At 66.8% G+C, this 24,498-nt stretch carries 24 protein-coding genes; 15 read left to right on the top strand and 9 right to left on the bottom strand.

Features of this window, described 5'->3' with window-relative positions; genetic code table 11:
- The first annotated feature begins 1 nt into the window (after position 1).
- The 14 genes from GTH22_RS11345 (at position 2) to GTH22_RS11280 (ending at position 14,740) form a co-directional block, all read left to right on the top strand.
- Positions 2 to 481 (top strand): hypothetical protein, encoded by a 480-nt coding sequence (locus GTH22_RS11345; protein WP_252945338.1) that lies wholly within the window; start codon positions 2 to 4, stop codon positions 479 to 481.
- The gene (locus tag GTH22_RS11340) at positions 478 to 1,041 is read left to right on the top strand and encodes a peroxidase-related enzyme (protein ID WP_252945337.1); all 564 of its coding nucleotides are present in this window, start codon (positions 478 to 480) and stop codon (positions 1,039 to 1,041) included. Before GTH22_RS11345 ends, GTH22_RS11340 begins: the two co-directional genes overlap by 4 nt.
- An 11-nt stretch (positions 1,042 to 1,052) precedes the next feature.
- A complete protein-coding gene (locus GTH22_RS11335) occupies positions 1,053 to 1,427 on the top strand; it encodes a Rid family detoxifying hydrolase (protein WP_252945336.1) in 375 nt (124 codons plus the stop codon).
- Position 1,428: 1 nt separating this feature from the next.
- A complete protein-coding gene (locus tag GTH22_RS11330) occupies positions 1,429 to 2,553 on the top strand; it encodes a PLP-dependent cysteine synthase family protein (RefSeq protein ID WP_252945335.1) in 1,125 nt (374 codons plus the stop codon).
- Positions 2,554 to 2,741: 188 nt separating this feature from the next.
- A complete protein-coding gene (locus GTH22_RS11325; protein WP_252945334.1) occupies positions 2,742 to 3,677 on the top strand; it encodes a LysR family transcriptional regulator in 936 nt (311 codons plus the stop codon).
- A gap of 8 nt (positions 3,678 to 3,685) precedes the next feature.
- On the top strand, positions 3,686 to 5,143 hold the full coding sequence (locus tag GTH22_RS11320; RefSeq protein WP_252945333.1) for an NAD(P)/FAD-dependent oxidoreductase: 1,458 nt from the start codon (positions 3,686 to 3,688) through the stop codon (positions 5,141 to 5,143).
- On the top strand, positions 5,140 to 6,003 hold the full coding sequence (locus GTH22_RS11315; RefSeq protein ID WP_252945332.1) for an alpha/beta fold hydrolase: 864 nt from the start codon (positions 5,140 to 5,142) through the stop codon (positions 6,001 to 6,003). The genes GTH22_RS11320 and GTH22_RS11315 overlap by 4 nt, the downstream gene beginning before the upstream one ends.
- A complete protein-coding gene (locus tag GTH22_RS11310) occupies positions 6,000 to 6,920 on the top strand; it encodes an ABC transporter permease (protein WP_252945331.1) in 921 nt (306 codons plus the stop codon). The genes GTH22_RS11315 and GTH22_RS11310 overlap by 4 nt, the downstream gene beginning before the upstream one ends.
- Before the next feature lie 11 nt (positions 6,921 to 6,931).
- Entirely contained in the window at positions 6,932 to 7,789 is an 858-nt protein-coding gene (locus GTH22_RS11305) for an ABC transporter permease (protein WP_252945330.1), read from the top strand.
- A complete protein-coding gene (locus GTH22_RS11300; protein ID WP_252945329.1) occupies positions 7,786 to 8,979 on the top strand; it encodes a Xaa-Pro peptidase family protein in 1,194 nt (397 codons plus the stop codon). Before GTH22_RS11305 ends, GTH22_RS11300 begins: the two co-directional genes overlap by 4 nt.
- 1 nt (position 8,980) lies before the next feature.
- The gene (locus GTH22_RS11295; RefSeq protein ID WP_252945328.1) at positions 8,981 to 9,991 is read left to right on the top strand and encodes an oligopeptide/dipeptide ABC transporter ATP-binding protein; all 1,011 of its coding nucleotides are present in this window, start codon (positions 8,981 to 8,983) and stop codon (positions 9,989 to 9,991) included.
- Positions 9,988 to 10,899 (top strand): ABC transporter ATP-binding protein, encoded by a 912-nt coding sequence (locus GTH22_RS11290; protein ID WP_252945327.1) that lies wholly within the window; start codon positions 9,988 to 9,990, stop codon positions 10,897 to 10,899. Before GTH22_RS11295 ends, GTH22_RS11290 begins: the two co-directional genes overlap by 4 nt.
- Positions 10,900 to 10,942: 43 nt before the next feature.
- Positions 10,943 to 12,436: an ABC transporter substrate-binding protein gene (locus tag GTH22_RS11285; protein WP_252945326.1), complete on the top strand. Its 1,494-nt coding sequence runs from the start codon at positions 10,943 to 10,945 to the stop codon at positions 12,434 to 12,436.
- 72 nt (positions 12,437 to 12,508) lie between these two features.
- The gene (locus GTH22_RS11280; protein WP_252945325.1) at positions 12,509 to 14,740 is read left to right on the top strand and encodes a molybdopterin-dependent oxidoreductase; all 2,232 of its coding nucleotides are present in this window, start codon (positions 12,509 to 12,511) and stop codon (positions 14,738 to 14,740) included.
- Between the two features lie 61 nt (positions 14,741 to 14,801).
- Here the strand turns inward: GTH22_RS11280 and GTH22_RS11275 are convergent, their stop codons facing one another.
- Genes GTH22_RS11275 through GTH22_RS11255 form a run of 5 tightly spaced genes read right to left on the bottom strand, consistent with a single transcriptional unit; the run spans position 14,802 to position 19,762 of the window.
- Positions 14,802 to 16,088 carry a TRAP transporter large permease gene (locus GTH22_RS11275; protein ID WP_252945324.1) on the bottom strand — a complete coding sequence of 429 codons (1,287 nt, stop codon included), beginning with the start codon at positions 16,086 to 16,088 and terminating at the stop codon, positions 14,802 to 14,804.
- Positions 16,085 to 16,618 carry a TRAP transporter small permease gene (locus GTH22_RS11270; RefSeq protein WP_252945323.1) on the bottom strand — a complete coding sequence of 178 codons (534 nt, stop codon included), beginning with the start codon at positions 16,616 to 16,618 and terminating at the stop codon, positions 16,085 to 16,087. The genes GTH22_RS11275 and GTH22_RS11270 overlap by 4 nt, the downstream gene beginning before the upstream one ends.
- Positions 16,619 to 16,630: 12 nt before the next feature.
- Positions 16,631 to 17,611, bottom strand: coding sequence for a TRAP transporter substrate-binding protein DctP (dctP, locus tag GTH22_RS11265; RefSeq protein WP_252945322.1), 981 nt, complete (start codon positions 17,609 to 17,611; stop codon positions 16,631 to 16,633).
- Between the two features lie 25 nt (positions 17,612 to 17,636).
- Entirely contained in the window at positions 17,637 to 18,581 is a 945-nt protein-coding gene (locus GTH22_RS11260) for a hydroxymethylglutaryl-CoA lyase (RefSeq protein ID WP_252945321.1), read from the bottom strand.
- On the bottom strand, positions 18,578 to 19,762 hold the full coding sequence (locus GTH22_RS11255; protein WP_252945320.1) for a CaiB/BaiF CoA-transferase family protein: 1,185 nt from the start codon (positions 19,760 to 19,762) through the stop codon (positions 18,578 to 18,580). The genes GTH22_RS11260 and GTH22_RS11255 overlap by 4 nt, the downstream gene beginning before the upstream one ends.
- An 84-nt stretch (positions 19,763 to 19,846) precedes the next feature.
- Between GTH22_RS11255 and GTH22_RS11250 the strand changes: the two genes are divergently transcribed.
- Positions 19,847 to 20,782: a LysR family transcriptional regulator gene (locus tag GTH22_RS11250; RefSeq protein ID WP_252945310.1), complete on the top strand. Its 936-nt coding sequence runs from the start codon at positions 19,847 to 19,849 to the stop codon at positions 20,780 to 20,782.
- Positions 20,783 to 20,851: 69 nt separating this feature from the next.
- On the opposite strand, the gene GTH22_RS11245 is transcribed toward GTH22_RS11250, so the two are convergent.
- From GTH22_RS11245 to GTH22_RS11230, 4 genes are read right to left on the bottom strand one after another with little or no spacing between them, the layout of a single operon-like run.
- Positions 20,852 to 22,219, bottom strand: a complete 1,368-nt coding sequence (locus GTH22_RS11245) for an FGGY-family carbohydrate kinase (protein ID WP_252945305.1) — start codon at positions 22,217 to 22,219, stop codon at positions 20,852 to 20,854.
- A complete protein-coding gene (gene rhaM, locus GTH22_RS11240) occupies positions 22,216 to 22,530 on the bottom strand; it encodes an L-rhamnose mutarotase (protein ID WP_252945298.1) in 315 nt (104 codons plus the stop codon). Before rhaM ends, GTH22_RS11245 begins: the two co-directional genes overlap by 4 nt.
- Complete coding sequence (locus tag GTH22_RS11235; RefSeq protein ID WP_252945297.1) at positions 22,530 to 23,516, bottom strand: ABC transporter permease; 987 nt, start codon at positions 23,514 to 23,516, stop codon at positions 22,530 to 22,532. Before GTH22_RS11235 ends, rhaM begins: the two co-directional genes overlap by 1 nt.
- Positions 23,513 to 24,496 carry an ABC transporter permease gene (locus tag GTH22_RS11230; protein ID WP_252945296.1) on the bottom strand — a complete coding sequence of 328 codons (984 nt, stop codon included), beginning with the start codon at positions 24,494 to 24,496 and terminating at the stop codon, positions 23,513 to 23,515. Before GTH22_RS11230 ends, GTH22_RS11235 begins: the two co-directional genes overlap by 4 nt.
- Positions 24,497 to 24,498: the final 2 nt, after the last annotated feature.

Here is a 24,498-nt window from a genome sequence, read left to right as displayed (position 1 = left end):
AATGACCACATCGGACGCCATCGACATGGCCCTGGGCGGCTCTCGCAGCCGGGCCCTCAAGGAGCTTCGGGCGCGCCGCCCGGAGTTTGTGACCGGCAGCGAGGCGAGCCGTGCTGCGGTCCTGGAGCCTGCGGAAGATCTCGGACTTTCCCCCGAGCTGCGGGGGGCGGTTGCCCGGCGGGTCGCGGCCAGCAGCGGTAACGCGCGGATGGTGGAGAGCTACCCGCGCCCGCAAGACCCGGCGCTCGCCGCCCTCGCGGAAGGCCGGGAGCCGGACGATCCGGCCATGGCGACCCTCGCGCAATATGCCGACATGATTGCCACGATCCCGGCGAAGGCCTCGCGGGAAGAGTTGCAGAAGTTGCAGGATGCGGGCTTCTCGGTGCCGCAGATCATCGCCCTTTCGGAACTGCTGGCGCAGGTCTGCTATCAGATCCGCGTTGTCCACGGGCTCTCGCTGCTGGCGGAGCCGGACGCATGAGCACTTCCATCCCGCAGATCACCCTGAAGCCACTCACCTGGACGCCGCATCTGCCGCCGGTCGAGATGGCCGATGCCACGCCGAGGCAACTTGAGGCCATGAAGGTGACGCCCTCGGCCAAGAAGGTTTCGGCCTATGTCCGCACCCTCGTGCATGACCCCGACAGCTACGTTGCCCGCACCGAGCTGTTCAATGCGATCATGTATGCCGAGGGCGGGCTGCCCCGGGCGGACCGCGAGCTGGGCGCCCTTGCGGCGTCGCTGATCAACGGCTGCCAATACTGCGCCAATGTCCACGCCCGCCAGCATGCCAAGCTGACCGACCCCGGCGTGACCTCTGCGCTCTACGCCGGGCGGCGCGATGCCCTTGGCCCGAGGGAGGCCGCGATCTTCGACTTCGCCGAGGCGCTTACGGCGACCCCGCCCGTAGCGGACCGGGGCCACATTGCCGCTCTGCGCGAAGCCGGGATGGATGATGCGGAGATCCAGGATCTGATACACTCCATCGCAATCTTCGGATGGGCCAATCGGCTCATGCATCCGCTCGGTCACTCCAGCTGAAAGACCCTTACATGACCCCCATCGACACCCCGAACGCCCCCGGAGCCATCGGCCCCTACAGCCAGGCCATGCAAACCGGCGATCTGCTCTTCGTCTCCGGCCAGCTGCCGATCGACCCGGCGACCGGTGCCTTTGCCGCCGAGGATGCCGCCGGCCAGATGCGCCAGTGCCTTTCCAATATCGCCGCCATCGCGCAGGCCGCGGGCACCGACATGTCGCGCACCGTCAAGACCACCATCCTGCTCACCGATCTGTCGGGCTTCGAGGCCGTGAACGCGGTTTATGCCGAGGCCTTTGCCGCACCCTTCCCGGCGCGGGCCTGCTACGAGGTCTCGGCGCTGCCCAAGGGCGCGATGGTCGAGGTCGAAGCCGTGATCGGCTGCTGAGATGGAGGTGCGCTCCGCCGATTGCCGCGCCCTGCTGCCGCTGCCCGAATGCCTCGAACGGGACTGGGCCCGCCGTGCGCTCGCGCTGTTGCAGGGCGATGCGCACCGCTCGGCAGACACCCACCTGATCAAGCCCGTGTTCTCGGGGCTGGATGGCATCTCGATCTACCTGAAGGACGAAAGCACCCATCCGACCGGCAGCCTGAAGCACCGTCTGGCCCGCTCGCTGGTGCTCTATGGCATCTGCAACGGGCACATTCGCCAGGGTACGACGCTGGTGGAGGCCTCCTCCGGGTCGACCGCCGTTTCGGAAGCCTATTTTGCCAAGCTCCTCGGACTGCCCTTCATTGCCGTGATGCCGCGCAGCACCTCGCCCCAGAAGATCTCTGAGATCGAGCGGTTCGGCGGCAGGTGCCACTTTGTCGAGAGCGCGGCGGCGGTCTATGCCGAGGCGCAATCGGTCGCGGAGCAGAGCGGCGGGCACTATCTCGACCAGTTCACCTTTGCCGAGCGGGCGACGGACTGGCGGGGCAACAACAACATTGCCGAGAGCATCTTTGCCCAGATGGAGCAGGAGACGCATCCGGTGCCGGAATGGGTCATCATGAGCGCGGGCACCGGCGGCACCTCGGCCACGATCGGCCGCTACATCCGGTATCGCAACCTCGCCACGCGGCTTTGCGTCGTCGATGTGGAGCACTCGGCCTTCTACGATTGCTACAACTCGGGCGACCGCACCACCACGTGTCCGCGCGGCTCGCGGATCGAGGGTATCGGGCGGCCGCGGGTGGAGCCCTCGTTCTTGCCGGAAGTGATCGACCACATGATCCGCATCCCCGACGTGGCCTCGATTGCGGCGATGCAGGTTCTCTCCGACCGGATCTTCCGCCGGGTCGGCGGCTCGACGGGCACCAACTTCTTTGGCCTGTGCTGGATTGCCTCGGAAATGCTGAAGCAGGGGCGCAAGGGCTCGCTGGTCTCGATCGTTTGCGACAGCGGCTCGCGCTATACCGAGACCTACTACAACCCGGACTGGCTGAAGGCGCAGGGCTTCGAGCTGACCCCCTGGAAGGATGCGTTGGAGCGCTTTCTGGACGGGGGAGAGCTGAGCCTGCCAACGGGCTGACGCGCCCCAACCCTACGAATCATCAAGGCTCGCTTCGGCGGGCCTTTTTTGCATTTTTGGCATGATGAGCTCCCATTGATGCACAAAAAGCAGGCATCGGCGGCGCAAAGTCGCGGATCGGGCCGTTCAGGGGCTATTCATGCTAAATTTGCATTGATTGGGCGGATCAATTCAATTTTGATCGACTCATGAACAGGAAAGACTTCATCACCTTCCTCAAAGTGGCAGAAACCGGGTCGGTCACATTGGCCGCGGAACTGCTCGGGCGCTCCCAGTCTTCGGTGACGCGCTGCTTGCAGGATCTCGATACGCGGCTGGGCTTTGACCTCTTCGAGCGGGTCGGGCGCCGGATATCGCTGACCGCGGAGGGGGTCGCCTTCGAGGAGGAGGCGCGGCGCATGCTGGCCATGCTCGATGACCTCCCGGCCCGCACGCGCGCCCGCGCCAGCCAGACCGAGCAGCCGCTGACCATCTCAGCGACCTACGCGCTGGGCACTGGGCTGGTGCCGCAGGCCATCGCACGCTGGCCCGCCGCCGACCGGCCCCGCGAGATCCGCCTGATGCAGGCCGCGCCCAATGCTGTGGGTCAGGACCTGCGCAGCGGGAATGCGCGGATCGGTCTTGCCTCGCTGCCGCTGGACGTGCCCGGCGTGAAGGCCGAGAGGCTCTATTCCGCGCCGCTTGTCGTGGCCTTGGCCGAGGCACGGGCGGCGGAGTTCCCGGAGGGCGAAGCCGTGTCACTGGCCGATCTCGGGAAGCAGACAGTCGTGACCATGCTCGACCAGACCCGCCTTCAGGGGCGGATCCGGCAGGCATTGGACACCGCCGGGATGACGCCGGAACGGACCATCAGGGCCAACTCCTCCGTCGCTGCCCTGCAGCTTGCGCGACTGGCCGACTCGATTGCCATCGTCGAGCCGATCACCGCCTACGGCGCCACGCCCGAGGGCGTGGTTCTGCGCCCGCTGGTCGAACCCATCGACTTTACCTTCGGCTTCTTCGCGGCGGAGGGCGCGGACGCGACGCGCAGCACGCAGACCTTCTTCGACCTCTGCGAAGACACCCTAGAGGCCCTCATCCCGCACATCCGCCGCATCGACGGCACCTCCCTATCCGAGACCTGAGAATGAACATGACCGATCGCACCGCCGGGCTCGAAGCCCTCGAAGGCCGCCTTGCCAAGGATCTGAGCCTGCTGGAACTGCCGTCGAAACCCTGGGTGCCTGCCCGCAGTCACGATGGCCAGCGGGTGCGCGACGTGATCTTCGTGGGCGCAGGCATGTGCGGGCTGGCGGGCGCGGCGCGGCTGAAGCTCTCGGGCGTCGAGAACATCGTGCTCTATGACGCCGCGCCGGAGGGTTTCGAGGGCCCATGGGAAACCTTTGCCCAGATGAAGACCCTGCGCTCGCCCAAGACCCTCTCCGGCCCCTGCCTCGGGCTGCCGGCCCTGACCTTTCGGGCCTGGTTCGAGGCGCAATGGGGCGAGGCCGCCTTCGATGAGATGGACAAGATCCCCAAGGGCATGTGGATGGACTACCTGCGCTGGTATCGCGCCGTGCTTGCCCTGCCGGTCGTGAATGAAACCCGCGTCACCCTGGTGGAAGATGCGGGGGAGGGGCTGATTGCGGTGCGTTTGCAGGACGGCACCGGGACGCGCGTGGAGGTCTGCCGCCATCTGGTGCTGGCGACGGGCCGCTCGGGCCTTGGCGGTGGGGCGACCCCGGATTTTCTGACCGGGATCGACGGCCGGTTCTGGGCGCATAGCGCAGATGACATCGACTTCGACGCCCTCGAGGCAAAGCGGGTCATCGTCATCGGAGCAGGCGCCTCGGCGATGGACAATGCCGCCGCCGCGCTGGAGGCGGGGGCGGCGCAGGTCGACATGCTGATCCGCCGCAAGGAAATGCCGCGCATCAACAAGATGACCGGCATTGGCAGCCAGGGCGTGGTTCACGGGATGCGCTACCTGCCGGACGCGTGGAAATACCGCTTCAACGATTACGTCAACGACGAGCAGGTGCCGCCGCCGCGCACCTCGACCCTCCGCGTGACCCGCCACGACAATGCGCGCATCTTCCTCGGCTGCCCGGTAGAGGATGTGATCGAGGCCGGAGGCCAGTTGCTGGTGAAGACCCCGTTCACCACCTTCGAAGCCGACTACGTGATTGCGGCGACCGGGTTTCGCAACGATTTCACCGGGCGCGACGAGTTTGCCAGTTTCTCGGGATATATCCGTACGTGGAAGGACGGCATCTACGAGCCCGCCATGGGGTCGGCAAAGCCCTTCATGACCGATGCACCCTACCTCGGGGAGGCCTACGAGTTCCTCGAAAAGCAGCCCGGCACCTGCCCGATGCTGGCCCGGATCCACTGCTTCAACGATGCCGCCATGCTGAGCCACGGCAAGCTGTCGGGCGATATCCCGGCCATCTCTGCCGGTGCAGACCGGCTGATGCGCGGCATCGTTGCCGAGCTGTTTGCCGCCGATGTCGAAACGCATTTTGCCGGGTTGCAGGCCTACGACACCCCGGAATTGCAGGGCGACGAATGGGTCGACGCGACCCCGAGCCTTCTGGAGGTGGCCAAATGAGCCTGACCGGACGCGAAGACTACATCACCCTCAACGGCTGCCGCTTTCGCTACCGGATCGACGGCGAGCAGAACCCCGAGACCATCATCCTCCTGCATGGCGGGCGCGGTGCCGGGGATCACATCGGTGAATGGGGGGCCTATGCCGCCCTGGCCGACCGCTACAGGGTCATCGCCTTCGACCAGCGCGGCTGCGGGTTGAGCGAGATCGCCTATCCGATGAACTTTCGCCAATACGCTGACGACGTGGAAGCCTTCCGCCGGCACTTCTGCGGCGAGGAGGGCAGGATCATCCTGCAGGGCGGCAGCTTTGGCGGCATGATCGCGCTCACCTATGCGGTGCATTACCAGCGGCACCTAAGCCACCTCATCCTGCGCGGCACCGCGCCGAGCCACCATCACGAGGCCGAGGCGATCGAGACCTTCAAGGCCCGCATCGACAAGGTGCCATCCGCCTCGCCGGAAATGATCGACAAGCTGTTCTCGACGACGATCACCGACGACACCGAGTTCCGCCTGATCTGGTTTGCCCTGCAACCGCTCTATTTCGAGGTCTTCGACCCGAACGCGGCACTGGAGCGCACCCGCACCATGCACCTCCATGCCGAGACCCATAACGAGATGTTCCGCGAAAAGGAGCATGACCTGCGCGAGGCGCTCACGCGCATGACGGTGCCGACGCTGGCCTTTTGCGGCGAGCACGACTGGATCTGCCCGCCGAGCCAGACAAAGCTCATCGCCGAGCTGTGCCCCAACGCGACGGGCTGGCTGGTGCCGGGCGCGAACCATTCCTGCCACCATGAGAAGAACCCCGAAGTGCTCGCGCGGATCCGCGACTTTCTGAACGGATCTCCGGCATGATCGGCTTTATCCTCCGCCGTCTCGGTGAATCGCTTCTGGCGGTCTGGGGCGTTGTGACCATCGTGTTCTTCGTCACCCGGGTGCTGGGCGATCCGGCGGCGCTGCTGCTTCCGATCGGGGCGAGCCCCGAGGACATCGAGGCGCTGCGCACCCAGCTCGGGCTCAACCAGCCGATCCTCGTGCAATACGGAAAGTTCCTGTTCAACGCGGTTCAGGGCGATTTCGGGATTTCGTTCCAGCACGGCCGCGAGGCGATGCAGGTGGTGCTCGAGCGGCTGCCGGCCACGGCGCTGTTGGCGATGACCGCCATGGTGATCGGCCTGCTGATCGGCGCCGTTGCGGGCTCGGTCGCGGCTCTCAAGCGAGGGCGGGCGGTGGAGCTTCTGGTCATGGCGGTGGCGCTGCTGGGGCAGGCCACCCCGGTGTTCTGGCTCGGCATCATGCTGATCCTGTTCTTCTCGGTGAACCTCGGGTGGCTGCCCACCGGCGGCTATGGCACGATCTGGCACCTGATCCTGCCCGCCTTCACGCTTGCCGTTTTCGTCTCGGCCTCGATCGCGCGGCTGTTGCGCTCCTCGATGCTGGAGATCCTTCAGGAAGACTACATTCGCACCGCCAGGGCCAAGGGGCTGCTGCGCTCCACCGTCTTCTTCTGGCATGTCGCCCGCAACGCGCTGATCCCGGTCGTGACCATGACCGCGATCCTCACCGGCGAGCTGCTCGGCGGCTCGGTGGTGACGGAGACGGTCTTTGCCTGGCCCGGCATCGGACGCCTGATCATCCAGGCGATCCAGGCCAAGGACTTTCCGGTGATCCAGGCCGGCATCACCCTGATTGCCGCGATCTTCGTGCTGATCAATTTCCTCGTCGACCTGCTGTACGGGGTGCTTGATCCCCGTATCCGCACGGCCCGCTGAAGAGCCGCGATATGAAACACTTCTTCAAGGAACTCACCCGCTCCAAGGCCGGTCTTGTCGGCGCGGTGCTGATCGTCGGCATCATTCTCGTCGCGCTGCTGGCCCCGGTTCTCGACCTGCCCGACCCGACCCGCGGCGACCTCAGGGCGCGCCTTGCGGGGCCGACCTGGGAGGGGCTGTTTTCGCCCGGGGCCCATCCGCTGGGCACCGATGAGGTTGGCCGCGATATTCTATCGCGCCTGATCCACGGCTCGCGCATCACCCTTCTGGTGGCCTCCACCGCCGTGCTCCTTGGCGGCATCGTCGGCACGGTGCTGGGCATCGTGGCGGGCTACAAGGGCGGCATCGTTGACCGGCTGCTGATGCGCCTCGTCGACATCCAGCTTGCCGTGCCGCTGATGCTGCTGGCCCTGCTGGTCGTGGCCGCGCTCGGGCCGTCGCTGCGCAACGTGGTTCTCGTGCTCGCGCTGACCTCGTGGATCCGCTACGCCCGGATCATCCGGGCGCAGGTTCTGAGCCTGCGGGAACGCGAGTTCGTGCAATCCGCCCGTGCCATCGGCGCCTCGACGCGGCGGATCATGTTTCTGCACATCCTGCCCAACGTGCTGACGCCGGCCCTCGTGGTGGGCACGCTCGAGCTGGCGCGGGTCATCATCATGGACTCGGCGCTCTCCTTCCTCGGCCTCGGCGTGCAGCCCCCGACCCCTTCCTGGGGGCGGATGCTGGCGGATGGCCGCGTCTATCTCTCCTCGGCCTGGTGGGCGGTGACCTTCCCCGGCCTCGCCATCGTTCTGACCGTGCTGTCCGTCAACCTCTTCGGGGACTGGCTGCGCGACTACTTTGATCCCAAGACACGGAGCGCCAAATGAGCCTCTCTTCCGACACTCCCCGCCCCCGCATCGCCCGCCTGAAGGCCGCCATGGCGGCTCAGGGCATCGACGTGCTGGTCAGCTTCAAGCCCGAGCACACTTTCTACATGTCGGGGTTCAACCCGATCCTCTACTCACACCCGGTCATCGCCATCCTGCCCGCCGAGGGCGCGCCGACGCTGCTTGTCCACGCGCTGCGCGATGCACATGGGCGCGACGAGGGCTTCGTGAGTGACCTGCGCGCCTATGGCGTCTGGTCCACGACCAAGACGATGGGGCCGAACTGGCAGGATGCGCTGTCCGCGATCCTTGCCGAGAAGGGACTCGAAGGTGCCCGCATCGGCCTTGAGGCCGACAGCACCCCCGTCGCGCGCTGGAAGACCGTCGAGGGGCTGATGCCCGAGGCCGAGCTGGTCGACAGCTCGGCGCTGATTGACCGCTGCCGCCTGATCAAGGACCCCGACGAGATTGCCAACGCCCGCATCGCCGCCGAAATGGCCGACCTCGGGATGGAAGCCGCCATTGCGGCGCTGGCTGCGGGCGGAACCGAGCGCGAGGCCCACACCGCCTCGCAGGCCGCGATGAACGCGCATTGGACCCACAAGCTGCCCGATACGGTCGAGGTGGCCGATTTCGGCGGGCTGGAGGGCGGCATGGTCAACGGGTTGTCGACCTGGGTGCTCTCCGGCCCGCGGATGTTTCGCAACTGCGACAACTCGATCACCCGCACGCCGCAACAGGGCGAGTTCTGCGCGATCTTCATCTGGTCGATCGCCAACGGCATCCACGCCGAGAACGAGCGCACCGTCGCCATCGGCCCCGCGCCGGACAAACGCCGCCGGGCGCTCGATACGATCCTGAAGATCCGCGAAGAGATCACCCCGGTGATGACCCCCGGCACGCCCTTGGCAGAGCTCTACAACATCACCAGACGCGGGCTGATCGAGGCGGGGTATGACGCCAACATCCCGGGCCGGATCGGCCACACCATCGGCATCGGCGCCCACGAGCATTTCTCGCTCGACGGCAAGACCGACGTGATCCTCGAGCCCGGCATGCTCTTCACGCTGGAGCCTAATCTGCGCATCCCTGATCAGGATGTCTCGACCCAGATTTCCGACACCATCCTCATCACCGAAACCGGCCATGAATTTCTGACAAGGTCGCGTGGCGGCTACATCGAGGTCTGACGTGGCACCCCTTCTGGACATCCGCAATCTCACGGTCGAGTTCGATACCCCCGGCGGCGTCGTGCAGGCGGTCAACGGCCTGAGCTACAGCGTCGAGGCGGGCGAGACCCTTGGCATCGTCGGGGAGTCCGGCTCGGGCAAGTCCGTCCACATCCTCGCGCTTCTCGGCCTGCTGCCTTCGCCGCCTGCGCGGATCGTCTCGGGGGAGGCGTGGTTTGACGGGCGCAATCTGATGACCCTTTCCGACAGGGAGCTGCGGGAAATTCGCGGCGGTCAGATCGGCATGGTCTTTCAGGACCCGATGTCATCTCTCAACCCCGTGCTCACCGTGGGACGCCAGTTGCGCGAGGTGCTGGTGCGCCATACCGACCTGACGGGCAGCAAGCTCAAGGCCCGGATGATCGAGCTGCTCGACATCGTCGGCATCCCCCATCCGGAGGCACGGCTGTCGCAATATCCGCATGAGTTTTCGGGCGGGATGCGCCAGCGGGTGCTGATCGCCATCGGCATGGCCTGCAATCCGCGCCTGCTGATCGCGGACGAGGCCACCACCGCGCTCGATGTGACGGTGCAGGCCCAGATCCTCGACCTTGTGCGCAAGCTCAAGGGAGAGTTTGGCACCACCGTCGTCTGGGTGACGCATGACATGGGCGTGGTGGCCGAATTGGCCGATACGGTGCAGGTGATGTATGGTGGGCGCATCATGGAGCGCGGCCCGGTTCGCCCGGTGTTTCACGATCCGCGCTCGGCCTATACCTGGGGCCTGCTCAAGTCTCTGCCGACCGAGGGCGCGCGCACCCAGCGCCGTCTCTACCAGATTCCCGGCAGCCCGCCCAACATGGCCAATCTGCCCGCTGGCGACCCGTTTGCGCCGCGCAACCCCTTTGCCACCGACCGGTGCCGGCGCGAGGTGCCGCCGCTGCGGGAGGTGGGGGACGTTCCCGGCCACATGGTTGCGGCCTGGTATGACCTGCCGGCGCTGCTCGCCACCACCGAGGAGGCACCGCAATGAGCGAGACCCCGCTTCTGGAAGTCGAGAACCTGCGCCGCAGCTTCGGCGGCGGCAAGCGCCTGCTGGGGGCGCCCAAGCCGGTGATCCATGCGATCAACGACGTCAGCTTCGAGATCGCCAATGGCGAAACCCTCGGCCTCGTGGGCGAGAGCGGCTCGGGCAAGTCGACCATCGGCCGCGCGGTTCTGCACCTTGAGGCCGCGGATTCCGGCTCGGTCCGGTTTCGGGGCAACGAGTTGACCAGCCTCAACGCGGCGGCGCTGAAACCCTATCGCCGCGAGATGCAGATGATCTTTCAGGACCCCTATTCGGCGCTGAACCCGCGCATGAAGGTGGGGCGCTTCGTGGCCGAGCCGCTTGTGGTGCATGGGGTGGAGCATGGCTCCGCCCTGACCGACCGCGTTGCCGAGCTGTTCAGGGTCGTCGGACTCGACCCGGCCTTCATGACCCGCTACCCGCACGAGTTTTCCGGCGGGCAGCGGCAGCGGATCAACATCGCGCGGGCGATTGCCCTGCGCCCGGCCTTCATTGTGGCCGACGAGCCGATCACGGCGCTGGACGTGTCGATCCAGGCCCAGATCGTGAACCTGTTTCAGGATTTGCAGGACCAGATGGGCCTGGCCTACCTGTTCATCGCGCATGACCTGAGCATGGTGCGCTACCTCTGCCAGCGAGTCGCCGTGATGCTGCGGGGGCGCATCGTGGAGCTGGCCCCGACAGAGCAGATCTTCTCCGATCCGCGCCACCCCTATACCCGCTCGCTTCTGGCCGCGATCCCGGTGCCCGACCCGGATCGCAGGCGGCCCGAGCGCCCGCCCTTCGACGTGTCGGCCAACATTCCGCCACGTGAAGCCGAAATGATCGAGATTTCGCCCGGTCACTTCGTCCTCGATCAGCAGATCCAATGAGACAGGTCCGCTCAACATCACTCACTCAATGACAGGGAACGCCATGACCAACTTGCCTCGCCTACTCGCCTCGACCGCCCTTGCCGCCGCTCTCGCCGGCCCGGCGCTCGCCGCTGACATCACCATCGCGCAGACCTCCGCGGTCAACACGCTGGACCCGCACGGATCTGCCTCCGTGGGCCTCGACCTCTCGGTGCTGAGCCACATCTACCCCACGCTGATCCTGCGCGAGCCCAGCTATGAGCTGGTCCCCTCGCTGGCCACATCCTGGGAAGCGGTCGATGATCTGACCTGGAAGTTCACCCTCACCGAAGGCGCGAAATTCGCCAACGGCGAGCCGCTGGATTCGGACACCGTGGCGTGGAACATCGCCCGCGTGACCGATGCCGACAACCCGATGCGGATTTCGTCGTGGTTCAGCCAGATCGAAGGCGTCAACGTGATCTCGCCCACCGAGTTCGAGATCAAGACCTCCTCGCCCTATCCCGCCCTTCCGGCGCAGCTCTCGATGTTCATGCTGCTGCCGCCAGAGTGGGCCTCTGAGCACGACCCGGTGACCGAGACCATGTCGGGCTTCAGGTACACCATCACCGAGAACGTGCCTGGCGATCACATCACCATGGTGCCCAACGCCGATTACTGGGGCGACGCGCCGGCCCAGTTCGACAGCGTGACCTTTCGCGTGATCCCCGAGACCGCCAGCCGGATCGCGGCGCTGATGGCCGGTGAGGTCGACCTGATCAACAAGGTGCCCGCCTCCGAGCTGTCGCGCATCGACGAAAGCCCCGTGGCCACCGCCGGCGCCGTCGACAGCACCCGCTCGGTCTTCATCAAGTTCAACACCGAGAAGGCCCCGCTCGACAACAAGCTCTTCCGGCAGGCGCTGAACTACGCCGTCGACAAGGAGCTGATCGCGGATGCCCTGTTCGACGGGCGGGCCACGGTGTCGAACTGTCAGGTGATGACGCCGGATTACTTCGGCTACAACCCGGAGCTGGAGGCTTACCCCTACGACCCGGAGAAGGCGAAGGAATTGCTGGCGGAATCCGGCGTCGACCTGAGCCAGCCGATCGAGTTCGAACTGCCCTCCGCCACCTACCTGCAGGGCGAGGAAGTGACCCAGGCGGTGGCGCAGATGTTTGGCGATGTGGGTGTTCAGACCGAGATCCAGGCGATGGAGTTCGGCGCCTATCTCGACAAGTACCGCAAGGCGCATGACCTCGGCCGCTTCTCGCTGCTCGGTCAGGCCTGGGCGACGATTGACGCCGACGGTCTGCTGACCCTGTTCAAGCCCGGCAACCAGTATTCCTACTGGAACGACGAGGCCTTCGACGCGCAACTCGTCGCCGGCATCGCCACCACCGACGAGGCCGAGCGGGAGGCCGCCTACAAGAAGGCCACCGAGATCATGTGCGAAGAGGCCCCCGTGGTCTTCCTTTACGCCCAGCCTGCGACCTACGGCGTTTCGACCAAGGTGACCTACCAGGGGCGCGGCGACGACTGGCTGCGCGCCTTCGACATGTCCCCGGCAGAGTGACCGCGCGTCCCTGACCACACCCGAGAGGCAGGCGGCCCGGTGCCGCCTGCCTCCCCCTTTCGGAGAGACCCCTTGGACCTGTTCGCCAGCCATTTCGGAACCTACGAGATCGCCCGCGAGCCTGCGGGGCCCCGGCTCTTGCCCTTCCGCCACGACCCCGATCCCTCGCCGCTTGGTGCGGGGTTTCTGGCGCTCGCCGACCATCCCACCCGCATCCGGCAGCCGATGGCCCGCAGGAGCTGGCTCGAGGGCCGGCACGGGGCTGCGGGCAGCGCCCCGCGGGGCGACCGGGACGCCTTCGTTCCGCTCGACATGGAGGAGGCTTGCGCGCTTGCGGCCAGGGAGCTGGACCGGGTGCGCAAGACCCATGGCAACCGGGCGATCTTCGGGGGGTCCTACGGCTGGGGCTCGGCCGGGCGCTTTCATCATCCGCAGAGCCAGCTGAAGCGTTTCCTCAATCTTGCCGGCGGCTTCGTTTCGGCACGAAACACCTACAGCTACGGAACCGCCAAGGTTCTGCTCCCGCATCTCGTTGGCGCGGAATATGCCGACCCCGGCGGCTTCAACCCGAGTTGGGACCGGATCGCGCAGGTGAAGCCCTTCCTGTTGAGTTTCGGCGGGATGCGCCTTGCAAACGCACAGGTCGAGGCCGGCGGCACCGGCGCCCATCGCACGCGCGGATGGATCGAAGGTTTCGCAGAGGCGAGGGGCGAGATGCTGACCCTCTCGCCCGATGGGCGCGACGCTCCCATCGGAGAGCACCAGCCCATCAACGCCGGAACCGACGCCTGCGCCATGCTGGCAATGGCCCATGTTCTGCTGGTGGAGGGCCGGGTCGACGAGGCCGCGGTGCGCCGCATCGGGAGCGGCTATGACGAGATCCGCGCCCTGATCCTCGGCAGCGCCGATGGCATCCCCAAGACACCGGACTGGGCCGCCGCGCTGACAGGCATCGCCGCCGGGCGCATCGTCGAGATTGCCCGCAAGCTCACCGCCGGACCGGCGCTGATCAACCTCTCCTGGTCGCTGCAGCGCGCAATTGTAGGGGAGCAGCCCTATTGGGCCGCGCTCGTTCTCGCCACGCTGTCCGGCCAGATCGGGCGCCCGGGTTGTGGCCTTGCCTGCGGGCTGTCGGCGGTTTCTTCGGTCGGCAATCCGATCCGCCGGATGCGCGGGCCGGCCTTTTCGCAGGGCGAGAACCCGGTTGCCGAGTTCATCCCGGTTGCGCGGATCACCGAGATGCTGGAACGCCCCGGTGATACAATCACCTACAACGGTGGCCCGCTCGAGCTGCCCGATATCCGGCTCATCTGGTGGGCCGGGGGCAATCCCTTTCATCACCATCAGGACCTCAACCGGCTGGCCCGCGCATGGCAGCGCCCCGAGACCGTCATCGTGCAGGAGAGCGTCTGGACGGCCACCGCCCAGCATGCCGATCTGGTGTTTCCCTCGGCCCTGCCGTTCGAGCGCGAAGACATTGCCGCGGCCTCCCGTGACGATTGGCTGGTCTACTCCCGGCAGGTCATGCCGCCCCCGGAGGGGATCGAAACCGACCACGCCGTGCTGACGCGCATCGCCGGTCACCTTGGCCTCGACGCGGCTTTCACCGGGGGGCTCTCGGAGCGTGCGTGGATGGAGAAGCTCTATGCCGGCTACCGTGCGGCGCATCCGGAGCTGCCAGATTGGCAGGGGCTCGCCGAGACCGGATATGCCAGGCTCGCCGCCCCGCCGCCCGACGAGGTGGTGCAGCCGCTGGCGCGGTTTGTTGCCGCCCCGTCCGAAGCCCCGCTGTCCACGCCCAGCGGCCTGATTGAGCTTCTGCCGCCGCTTTTGCAGCGACACGACAGCCGCTTGCAGGCCGCATTGAGCGCGCCCGCCCCAAGCGATGCGGGCGAGCCGGAAGCCTACCCGCTGCGCCTCCTGTCGCCCCAGCCCGAAGCCCGCCTGCACAGCCAGCTCGATGGCGCGCCCGCTGCAAGCGAGGCCCGCAGGCAGGGCTGCGAGGTCGCCCGCGCCCACCCGGCCGACATTGCCGCCGCCGGGCTGGAAGACGGGGCGCTGGCCGTGATCCACAATGACCGCGGCGCCGTCAGGGTTGCCCTCGAGGCCGATCCCCGCGTTGCGCCCGGCCACATCGTTCTGCCGACCGGTGGCTGGTATCGTCCCGAGCCCCAGGCCGACGGCAGCCTGCTGGACCTTGGCGGCAACCCGAACGCCCTGACCCGCGACCTCGGCTCCTCGGAGCTGTCGCAAGGCGCAAGCGCGGGCGGCACCCGCGTTGCCCTTCGGGCGCTTGGGCCGTAACTGGCTTTCGGGCCTGCTGTGAGCGTGCAGGATTTCCTGCGCGGCCTTTCGGGCCGGCCAGTTAGCGGCCGAAGCCGGCGGCGGTGGGGAGCCATGTGGCGAGGGCGGGGAAGGCGATCAGCAGAACGAGGCCGCCGATCATCAGCGCCACAAAGGGCGACGCGCCGCGCACGATGGTGCCGAGGGGGGCATTGGTGATGCCCTTGATGACGAAGAGGTTCATCCCCACGGGCGGAGTGATCATCGCCAGCTCGAGGTTGATCATCAGAAGCACGCCATACCAGATCGGGTCGATCTGGAGGGCGATCATGGTGGGCAGCAGGATTGGGGTGGTGATGAGGATGATGGCGATGCTCTCGAGGAACATGCCGAGGACGAAGATCAGCGCCATGACCACGAGGATGAAGCCGATCGGGCCGAGGCCCAATGCGGTGACCTGCTCGGTCACGCCGACGGGCAGCCGGACGAGGGTGATGGCATGGGCGAACATGGCCGCGCCCGCGATGATCATGAAGACCATCATCGAGGTGCGCATCGTGGCATAGGCGCAGTGCCAGAGGTCTGTGAGGCCGAAGTTGCGGTAGACCAGCACCGCCACCAGCAGCGCGTAGAGCGAGCCTGCGGCGGCGGCCTCGGAGGCGGTGAAGACGCCGAAGTAGATGCCGCCCATCACCACCGGCGGGGCCAGAAGCGCCCAGATCGAGCGGCGCAGCGCGGCGGTTGCCTTCTTCCAGCCCGCCCAGTCGGGCGCGTCGATGCCGCTGCGGCCGCGCGCCTGCACCATGCACCAGCCCGAGAACATCAGCGCCAGCAGCAGGCCGGGGATGATGCCCGCGAGGAAGAGCCCGCCGATGGAGGCCTCGGAGACGATGGCGTAGAGGATCATCGGGCCGGAGGGCGGGATGAGGATGCCCAGCGTGCCACCCGCCGCGACTACACCCAGCGCGTCGCGCTCGGCGTATCCGTAGCGCTTCATCTGTGGGATCGCGCTGGAGCCGATGGAGAGCGCGGTGGCGACCGAGGAGCCCGAGATGGCGGCGAAGATGGTGCAGGCCATGACGGTGGCCACGCCGAGGCCGCCCTTGATATGGCCGATAAGGGTGTGGGCGAAACTGTAGAGATCGTCGATCACCTTGGCGCGGATCATCACCTGCGCCATGAAGACGAAGAGCGGGATGGTCGCCAGCACCGGCTTGTTGAGATGCGCGAAGACCGCATCGCCTAGCCCGTCGATATCGCCCTCGACCAGCACGAGGATCGCGGTGGCGGTGAGCCCGAGGGCGGCGAAGATGGGTATGCCCGCGAGCAGCAGCAGGATCAGCCCGAGGAAGACGAAGGCGAGGGTCATGGCAGCGGCCTCAGGGTGCGCCAGAGCCTGAGCGCGGCGGTGAGAAACAGAAGGCCCGCGCCGAGCACCACGGGGAGCTGGGGGATCCATGTCTGGATTTCGATGTAGCCGATGGAATAGGAGCCGAAGCGGCGGGCAAATTCGATGCTGTCCCAGATCGAGATCCCGACCACGGCGGCGAAGACCATGACCGCGAGATGTGCCAGAGCGGCCTGTGCCCGGGCACGCGCGCCGCTGAGGCGGTTGGTGAGCAGGTCAATCCCGATGTGGTCCCCGCGCCGCAGGGCCTCTGCCGCGCCCAGCATCACCACGGCGACCAGCAGGTACCCGGACATCTGGTCGTTCCACTGGAGGGGCGCGTCGAAGACGTAGCGGCGCACCACGGCGACGCAGATCTGGCCGAAGATCCACAGGATCAGCAGCGTCGACAGCGCGCCGCAGAGGCGGACGAGGCCGGTGACGATCCGGTCGGGAAAGAGGGGAAGGCGGGAGGCGGCGGTCTGCGCCCCCTCCTTGTTCTGCTCGTGCATGGGCCGGTCAGGTCACATCTTGCCGAGGAGTTCGATCAGCTTGGCGCTGTCGGCATCACCCTCGCCAAAGGCCTTGTCGAAGGCCGGGCGCATCACCGCTTCCAGCGCGTCGATCTCCTCCTGGGTGGCGATGTGAACGGTCACGCCCTTCTCCTTCAGCTGGTCCGGCCCGGCCGCACCGGCTTCGACGGAGGCTTCGATCGCCCATGCGGAGGCTTTCGCGCCTGCTTCGGCGAGGGCGGCCTTTGAGGCGTCGGAAAGCCCGTCGTAGAACTCGGGATTCAGGTAGCCGTGCAGGTAAGCCGAGAGCACCGGCACCACGGTGAAGGCGTCCTGCACTTCGTAGTACTTGCGCGACACGGCGGCGGCAACGTCGGTCACGGCGCCGTCGATCACGCCCGTCGCCAGCGCCTGATAGACCTCGGAGCCGGGCATGGCGGTGGGGGTGGCGCCCAGCGCGGCGAGGCTGGCATCGAACGGCGGGGTGAGGCCGCGGAACTTGAGGCCGGCGAAATCTTCGGGCGTGACCAGCGGCTCGCCGTTGGTGGTGAAGACCGAGCTGTTGGTCTGGAACATCCAGACGACGTTCTTCACGCCCTTCTCCAGCAGCTTTTCCTCGAGATAGGCGGCGGCCTCGGACTCGGGCCACTTTTCCCAGATCTCGATATCCCCGAAGGCGAAGGGCGCCACGGTGACGTTCATCATCGGCAGGGTCTTGCCCCACTGGAAGTTCAGCGAGAAGGCGCATTCGATATCGCCCTTGGCGGTGGCGACGATGTTGTCATTCGCGCCGACGAGGCTGTCGGCCCCGAAGACCTGAACGTCGATCTCGCCATTGGAGAGGGTTTCGACCTCTTCGGCCCAGCGGTCGACGACCTTTGCGATGTGGTGCGCCGGGGGCAGCTGGTGGCTGCAGCGCATTTCGGTGGCGGCCTGAGCGGCCGGGCCCGCCAGAAGGGCCGCGCCGAGGGCGGCGGTTGCGATGGTTTTCATGATGTGTCTCCTCCCAAAAGTCTGGTCAGGCCCTTGCCTGCCATGTTGCATTCTGCGGCGGTCCTGCGCGGTGCAGGGCGCCGTGAAATTCCTCGCCCGGCATCGCCTCCTCCGCTATGGCCCGGGCGGCCTTGAGGGCTTCGAGGTCGATACCCGTGGGAAAGCCCATGGATTCGGCCAGGAAGACCACGTCTTCGAACACGACATTGCCGGTTGCGCCGGGCGCGAAGGGGCAGCCCCCGAGCCCGCCGAGCGAAGCGTCCACCACCCGTGCGCCGTTGTCCAGCGCGGCGGCGGCGTTGGCCACGCCCATGCCGCGGGTGTCGTGCAGGTGGATGATGAAGGGGCGGTTGCCGCAGAGCTTTTCCATCTGCGCGCAGAGGGCGCCAACGGCCTTCGGCCCGGCATAGCCCACGGTATCGGCGAGGCCGACGATATCGGCTCCGGCCTCAAGGCAGCTCTCGGCGAGGCGGAGCACCTGCGCGGGGTCCACATCGCCCGAAAGCGAGCAGCCGAAGGCCATGGCGATGCCGGCGTTCACCAGCTTTTCCGGTGCCTGAGCGTTGCGCAGAGCGGCGACCTTGCCCACCAGTTCGACGGCGGCGGCGCGGGGGCGTCGCATGTTGGCCTCGCTGTGCTCTTCGGTGGCGGAGACCACGCAGACCATCTCGCGGATCGCCGTGGCCAGTGCCGCCTCGGCGCCGCGCTCATTCAGCGTGAGGCCGGCGGAATGCAGGTTAAGCGCTTCGCTGGCGGCGATCATCTGCGCGATATCGGCGAATTGCGGAAAGCGGGCGGCGGGCAGGAAGGAGCCGACCTCGTAATGGCGCACGCCCGCTGCGGCCTCGGCCTTCAGCCAGGCGTGCTTGGCCTCGGGCGAGGGGAACGCCTTGGCGAGTTGCAGCCCGTCGCGCAGGCCGACCTCGCGGAGCGTCACCCAGTCGGCGGGGTAGATGGCTTCGAGGCTCATGCCGTTGCTCCCATGCCGCTGGCCTCTGCGATCTCCTCGTCGCTCAGGCCTGCCGCCGCCAGCACGGCGTGGGTGTCGTCACCGATTGCGGCGATATCCAGCGTGTCGCCGTGCAGCGGCTTGCCGTCGATCTCGAAGGGCATGATTGGGGCGCGGTAGGTTTCGCCTTCGGGCAGGCGGGAGGTGAAGAGGCCGCCGGGGCGGGTGACATGCGGGTCGTCATACATTTCGGCGGGGCGATGGATGGGCGAGAAGGGGATGCCGGCGGGCTCGAAGGCTGTCAGCAACTCGTCGAACGCGCGGGCGCGGACGGCCTCGGCCACGATCGGGATGGTCCAGTCGCGAGCTTCGATCTGGTCCATCCGCTTTTGCAGGCGGGGATCGTCGCGCAGGGTTTCCAGCCCGAGGATGTTGCAGAGCGTCACCCATTGGCCTTCGGTCACCGCGCCGATGAAGATCTGGCGGGAGTCGGCGGTTTCGAAGATGTCGTAGACCGGCCATGAAAATTCGCGCTCGGGCATCGGCGGGGCCTCGCGGCCCTCGATGTCGAACTGCACCATGTGCTGGGCGACGAGGAACAGGCAGTTCTCGAAGAGGCCGGTGCGCAGGGTGCGGCCCTTGCCGTCCTTGCCGCGCTGGAGCAGGGCGGCGAGCACCGCGAAGGCGCCGAAGAGGCCGCCCATGATGTCATTGGCAGAGGAGCCGATGCGCAGCGGGCGCCCCGTCGGGCCGGTCATATAGGCCATGCCGGTCATCATCTGCACGACCTCGTCCATCGCGGTGCGGTTCTCGTAGGGGCCTTTCAGGAAGCCCTTGAGCGAGGAGACGATCAGCTCGGGGTAGCGGGCGCGCAGCACCTCGGGCGCAAAGCCCATTTTGGCAAGCGACTGGTCGCGGAAGTTCTCCACAAAAATATCCGCGCCGTCCAGCAGCCGGTGCAGCGCGGCCTTGCCGGCCTCGGACTTCAGATCGAGCGTGATGCTCTTCTTGCCGCGGTTGAACGTGGGGTAGAAGCCCCGGCCCATGCCGGTGAGGGCGCGGGTCTTGTCGCCCTCGGGGGGTTCGACCTTGATGACCTCGGCCCCCAGCAGGCCAAGGAACATGCCGCAGGATGGGCCCATGATCATATGGGTCATCTCGACAACGCGCAGCCCGGCCAGCGGCCTGAGGTCTTCAGTCATGGTGGTCCTCCCGACTCGGAGGATAGCCAAGCGGCACCTCACGGAATATTATAATGTTTCGACCTTATCTTTCTGGAAACCAGAATGCTCGACACGCGCCAGCTTCAATACTTCGCGGCGATCTGCGAACACGGCTCGCTGTCGCGCGCCTCCACGCATCTCAACGTGGCGGCCTCTGCCCTGAGCCATCACCTTGCACAGCTGGAAGGGCGGTTCGGGCAGGCCCTGTTCGAGCGCAAACCGCGCGGCATGGAGCCGACGGCGGCGGGACGGCGGCTTTATGACCATGCCCGGCTCATCCTGAAGGCCATGACTTCGGCGGAGGCCGATATGGCGGACAAGGCCGACAAGGTGTCGGGGCCGGTCTCGGTCGGCATGTCCTTCTCGGCGGTGAAGGCTGTGGGTGTGCCCTTCATCTCGCAGGTCGTGCGCGATTTTCCGGCGGTGCAGCTGGCCCTGACCGAGAGCCTCTCGGGGGCGGCCCTGCCGCATCTTCTGGCCTCCGACATCGACATGGCGCTGATCTACAATCCGCCGGAGGATGCGATCTTCAATGCCGAGCCGGTGCTGGAAGAGCGCATGGTCTGCATCGGGCGGCCCGAGATCATCGGCGAAACCCGCGAGCCGATCACCTTCAGCGAGCTTCTGGAGCTGCCGATCATCCTGTTGCGTCAGGGGATCTCGGCCCGCGCCATCATGGATGACACGGCGCTGCTGAAGAAGATCGAGGCCCGCGCGGTGCTTCAGATGAACTCGGTGCAGGCCATCGCGGGCTCGCTGGAGGCGGGCCTTGGCTGCGTCATCGGCACCCGGCTCTTCATGCAGGACCAGCTCGACAGGGGAACGGTCACGGCCCGTCCGATCGTGAGTCCGGAACTTTCGCGCACGCTGCACATCTGCCGTCTTGCCTCTCGCCCCTCGACCTATGCGTCGGAGGCTATTCGGGAGACCCTGCTGTCGCACGTGCGACAGGCGGTGGCCTCGGGGGTATGGGATGCGCAGATGGTGGAGCGGGGCTGAACTGCGGCTGGGCCGCGCGGCTGTGGCGTGGTGGAACGTTTCGCACTGCTCCCGGAGCGCTGGGGTGGTTCAGGGGCAGGCTTCGGACCAGCGTTTCGCATAGGCCGTCAGCCTGTCGTCTGCCGGGTCCGGTGCAGGCGGCTTGTGTACCGCGCTCGGACGATCGGCGGGGCGTTTGACCAGCAGGGCTGCGCCCGTGCTGGTGCCGGTGGCGCTGATCGTGGGGCGAACGGGGCAGCCTGTGGCGGCGGAGAGCATCCTCACGTAGGGGCGGCTCTTGGCGAAGGGGCCCTCGAGGATGATGGTGCCGCGATGGCCGATCAGGTCGAGGCAGTGGCGGGTTACCAGCGCGAGGTAGAAGGACACCGCAACGCCGCGTTCGGCGCTGCCGACGACGGGTTCGGGGCCGATCCAGCGGGCGGTGCAGCCGCGATAGGGGCCGGTTTCGGGGACGACGGCGGGCAGGAGCATGATGCCTGCGTCGAGCACCGCGGAAATCGCGGCATCGGTTGCCTCGGGGTAGGGGCCGCCGGTGGCCAGATCGTGCTCGCGCCCGCCCATGAAGCGGGCGGAGGGAACGGCTGTGCCATGGGCGCTGACGTTGATCAGCACGTCCTTGCCGGGGTCGAGCGGCAGGGATTGGCCGCCGACCGACATCGCGACGGTCCATGTGCCGCTGGAAACCACGGAGAAGGGCGGTTCCTGCGCTAGGATATGGGGGAGCAGGGAGGCGTTGCTGTCATGGATGCCGCAGGTCACGGGCGTTTCGGGGGCAAGCCCGGTGCGTGCGGCGATGTCCGGCAGGATGGTGCCCAGCACCTCTGCGGAGCGGCGGGCCGGAGCGATTTTGGCGGCAATACCGAGCCGGTCGACCAGAGAGGAGAACTGCCCCTTGTGCGGGTTCCACAGGTCGGTGTGGCAGCCGAGCGAGGTCACATCGGTGGCAGCGATGCCGGTCAGGCGGTGGGCCCAGTACTGGGGGTAGGTGACGATGGTGCTGGTGCGGGCCTTCAGGTCTGGGTCACGCGCAAATTGCCAGAAGAGCTGTGCGCCGACATTCAGCCCCCCAGCGAGCTTGGGGGAGCCGGTCTCGTCGAAGGGTGGGCGGAGGGCATCATATTCGGCCGCCATATCGTCGGGGCCGTTGAACTCGTAGTCGAGGATCGGCGCGGCGAGATTGCCCGCGGCGTCGAGGAGGGCCGCGCAGGCGCCGTGGGTGGTGATCGAGATTGCATCGACGCCATGCTCGGCGTGAAATCGGGCCAGCCCCTCGAGCAGAAAGGCCCAGTGTCCCTCCACGTCGAACTGCGGATAGGGCGGGCCGGGGAGGACGGTGTTGGGGCGGGTGATGACGGTGAGCTCGGTGAGGTCCGACAGATCGACCAGCGCGAGCTTGGCATTGGTCTTGCCGATGTCGATGACGGCGACGTGGCTCATGGCATGTGAAAGACGGCTTCCAGCGCAAGCGCCACCGGCTCGTTGTCGGGCCGGGTCTCCATGATGTCGGCCATGTGGGCCCACCATTTCTGCATCACCGGGTGCTCGGGCAGGGCGGCCATCCCGTGGTCGTCGCGGCGCCAGAGCACGCCGAAGAGCAGGCCGGTCTCGCGGTCGAGGTGGATGGAGTAGTCGGACACGCCGGCCTCTTTCAGCAGCGCCACCAGTTCGGGCCAGATCGCGTCATGGCGCTTGCGGTATTCCTCTTCGCAGCCCGGATTGAGCCGCATCTTGAAGGCGTATTTTTCCATCAGCGGGCCTGCCACATTTTCCAGAGGCGGGGCAGGGCGATGACCCCGATCAGGAGCGCGCCGATGACGATGGACATGACGATGCCCGGTACGTTGAGCAGCCCGAGCCCGAAGGTCACCAGCCCCATCACGAAGGCGGCGATGACCACCCCCGGGATGGTGCCCGAGCCGCCGAGGATGTTGACGCCGCCGAGCACGACCATGGTGACGACTTCCAGCTCCCAGCCGGTGGCGATGGAGGGGCGGGTCGAGCCGAGGCGCGAGGTCAGGCAGATGGCCGCGACGCCCGACATCAGCCCGGTGAGCAGGAAGAGGATGAACTTCACCCGCGCCACCCGGATGCCGGAAAACAGCGCCCCGGTGGGGTTGTTTCCGATGGCGTAGACGGCGCGGCCGAAGTTGGTCGTGTGCAGGATCACGCCGTAGATCGCCGCGATGATGGCGAAGAGCACCAGCTCGAAGGTGATGACCCAGAAGACGTAGCCCTGCCCGAAGAAGGCGAAATCGGACGGGTAGCCGGTGAAGGCCTGATCGCCCAGCACGATGTAGGAGATGCCGCGAAACAGGCTCATGGTGCCGATGGTCACGACGATGGAGGGCAGGCCGAGCCGCGTGACCAGCACCCCGTTGAAGGCGCCGCAGAGCAGGCCGGTGCCGAGGCCGACGAGGATCAGTACCGGCGTTCCCGCTCCCATCTGCACCGCCGCACCCATCGCGGTGGAGGCCAGCGCGATGATTGCAGCCACCGACAGGTCGATCTCGCCGGAGATGATCAGCAGCGCCATGGCAAAGGCGATCATCGCCTTCTCGGTGAAGTTGAAGGTGGCGTCCGAGAGGTTCCAGGCGTCGAGGAAATAGGGCGAGGCCATGCTGTTGGCAAAGAAGATTGCGATGGCCACGAGCAGCAGCAGGGATTCCCAGCTTTTCAGGCGCTTCTGGAACGGTGATTGCAGCCGGTCGGGAATGAAACGGGTCGTATCGGTCACGCCGCGTGCTCCGCTGATTTGAGGATGATCCTGCCCTTGGTGCGCGAGGCCCGCGCGTTGACGGCGACCGCGATGATGATCGCACCACCCGAGATGGCGAGTTGCCAGAAGGGAGAGACGTTGATCACCGGCAGGGCGTTCTTGATGACGCCGAGAAACAGCGCGCCCAGCAGCGCCCCGCCGACCGATCCGATGCCACCGGCGATGGAGATGCCGCCGATGACGCAGGCGGCGACCACGTCGAGCTCGAAGCCGCCGGCGATGTCGACATAGGCCACCGCGTAGCGCGAAACCCAGAGGTATCCCGTCAACCCGGCGAGCGCGCCCGAAATGGTGAAGGCCCAGAACTGCGTGCGCCCCACGTCGATGCCGGTATAGGTCGCCGCATGGGGGTTGCCGCCCACCGCATAGGCCGCCCGGCCCAGCGTGGTGCGCGACATGACGATGGTGAAGACGAGAACGACAAGGATGGCGGTCCAGCTCAGCATCGGCAGGCCGAGGAATTCGAAGCGCGGAAAGGCCTTGAAGGCGGCGCTCATCTCGTGGCTGTTCACCCATTTTCCGTCGGAAATCAGGAAGATGATGCCGCGATAGATGGTCATCGTCCCGAGCGTCACCACGATGGGCGGAATGTCGAGCTTCCACACAAGAATGCCGTTGAACGCGCCCATCAGGGCGCCGAGCACCACCGCGACCAGCAGGATCACCGCCACCGGCACACCGGGAAAGGCGAGGTTGAGCATGGAGACCACCATGCCGGTCAGCGCGAGGTTGGCGGCGACGGAGAGGTCGATGCACTTGGTCAGGATCACGATCATCTGGCCGATGGCCAGCAGGATCAGGGGCGAGGTGTCGTTGAACACATCGGCCAGATTGGACGGCGCAACAAAGGCCGGAAACCGGGTGGCGATCAGCGCCAGCAGCACTGCGATGGCCCCGAGCAGCAGCACCTCGCGGGAGGTGATCAATCGTTGCAGCATTG

The sequence above is a fragment of the Oceanicola sp. 502str15 genome, from assembly GCF_024105635.1.
Lineage (GTDB): Bacteria > Pseudomonadota > Alphaproteobacteria > Rhodobacterales > Rhodobacteraceae > Vannielia.
Note: the sequence above shows the minus strand (reverse complement) of the source record. Positions and strands in the feature narration are given on the sequence as shown.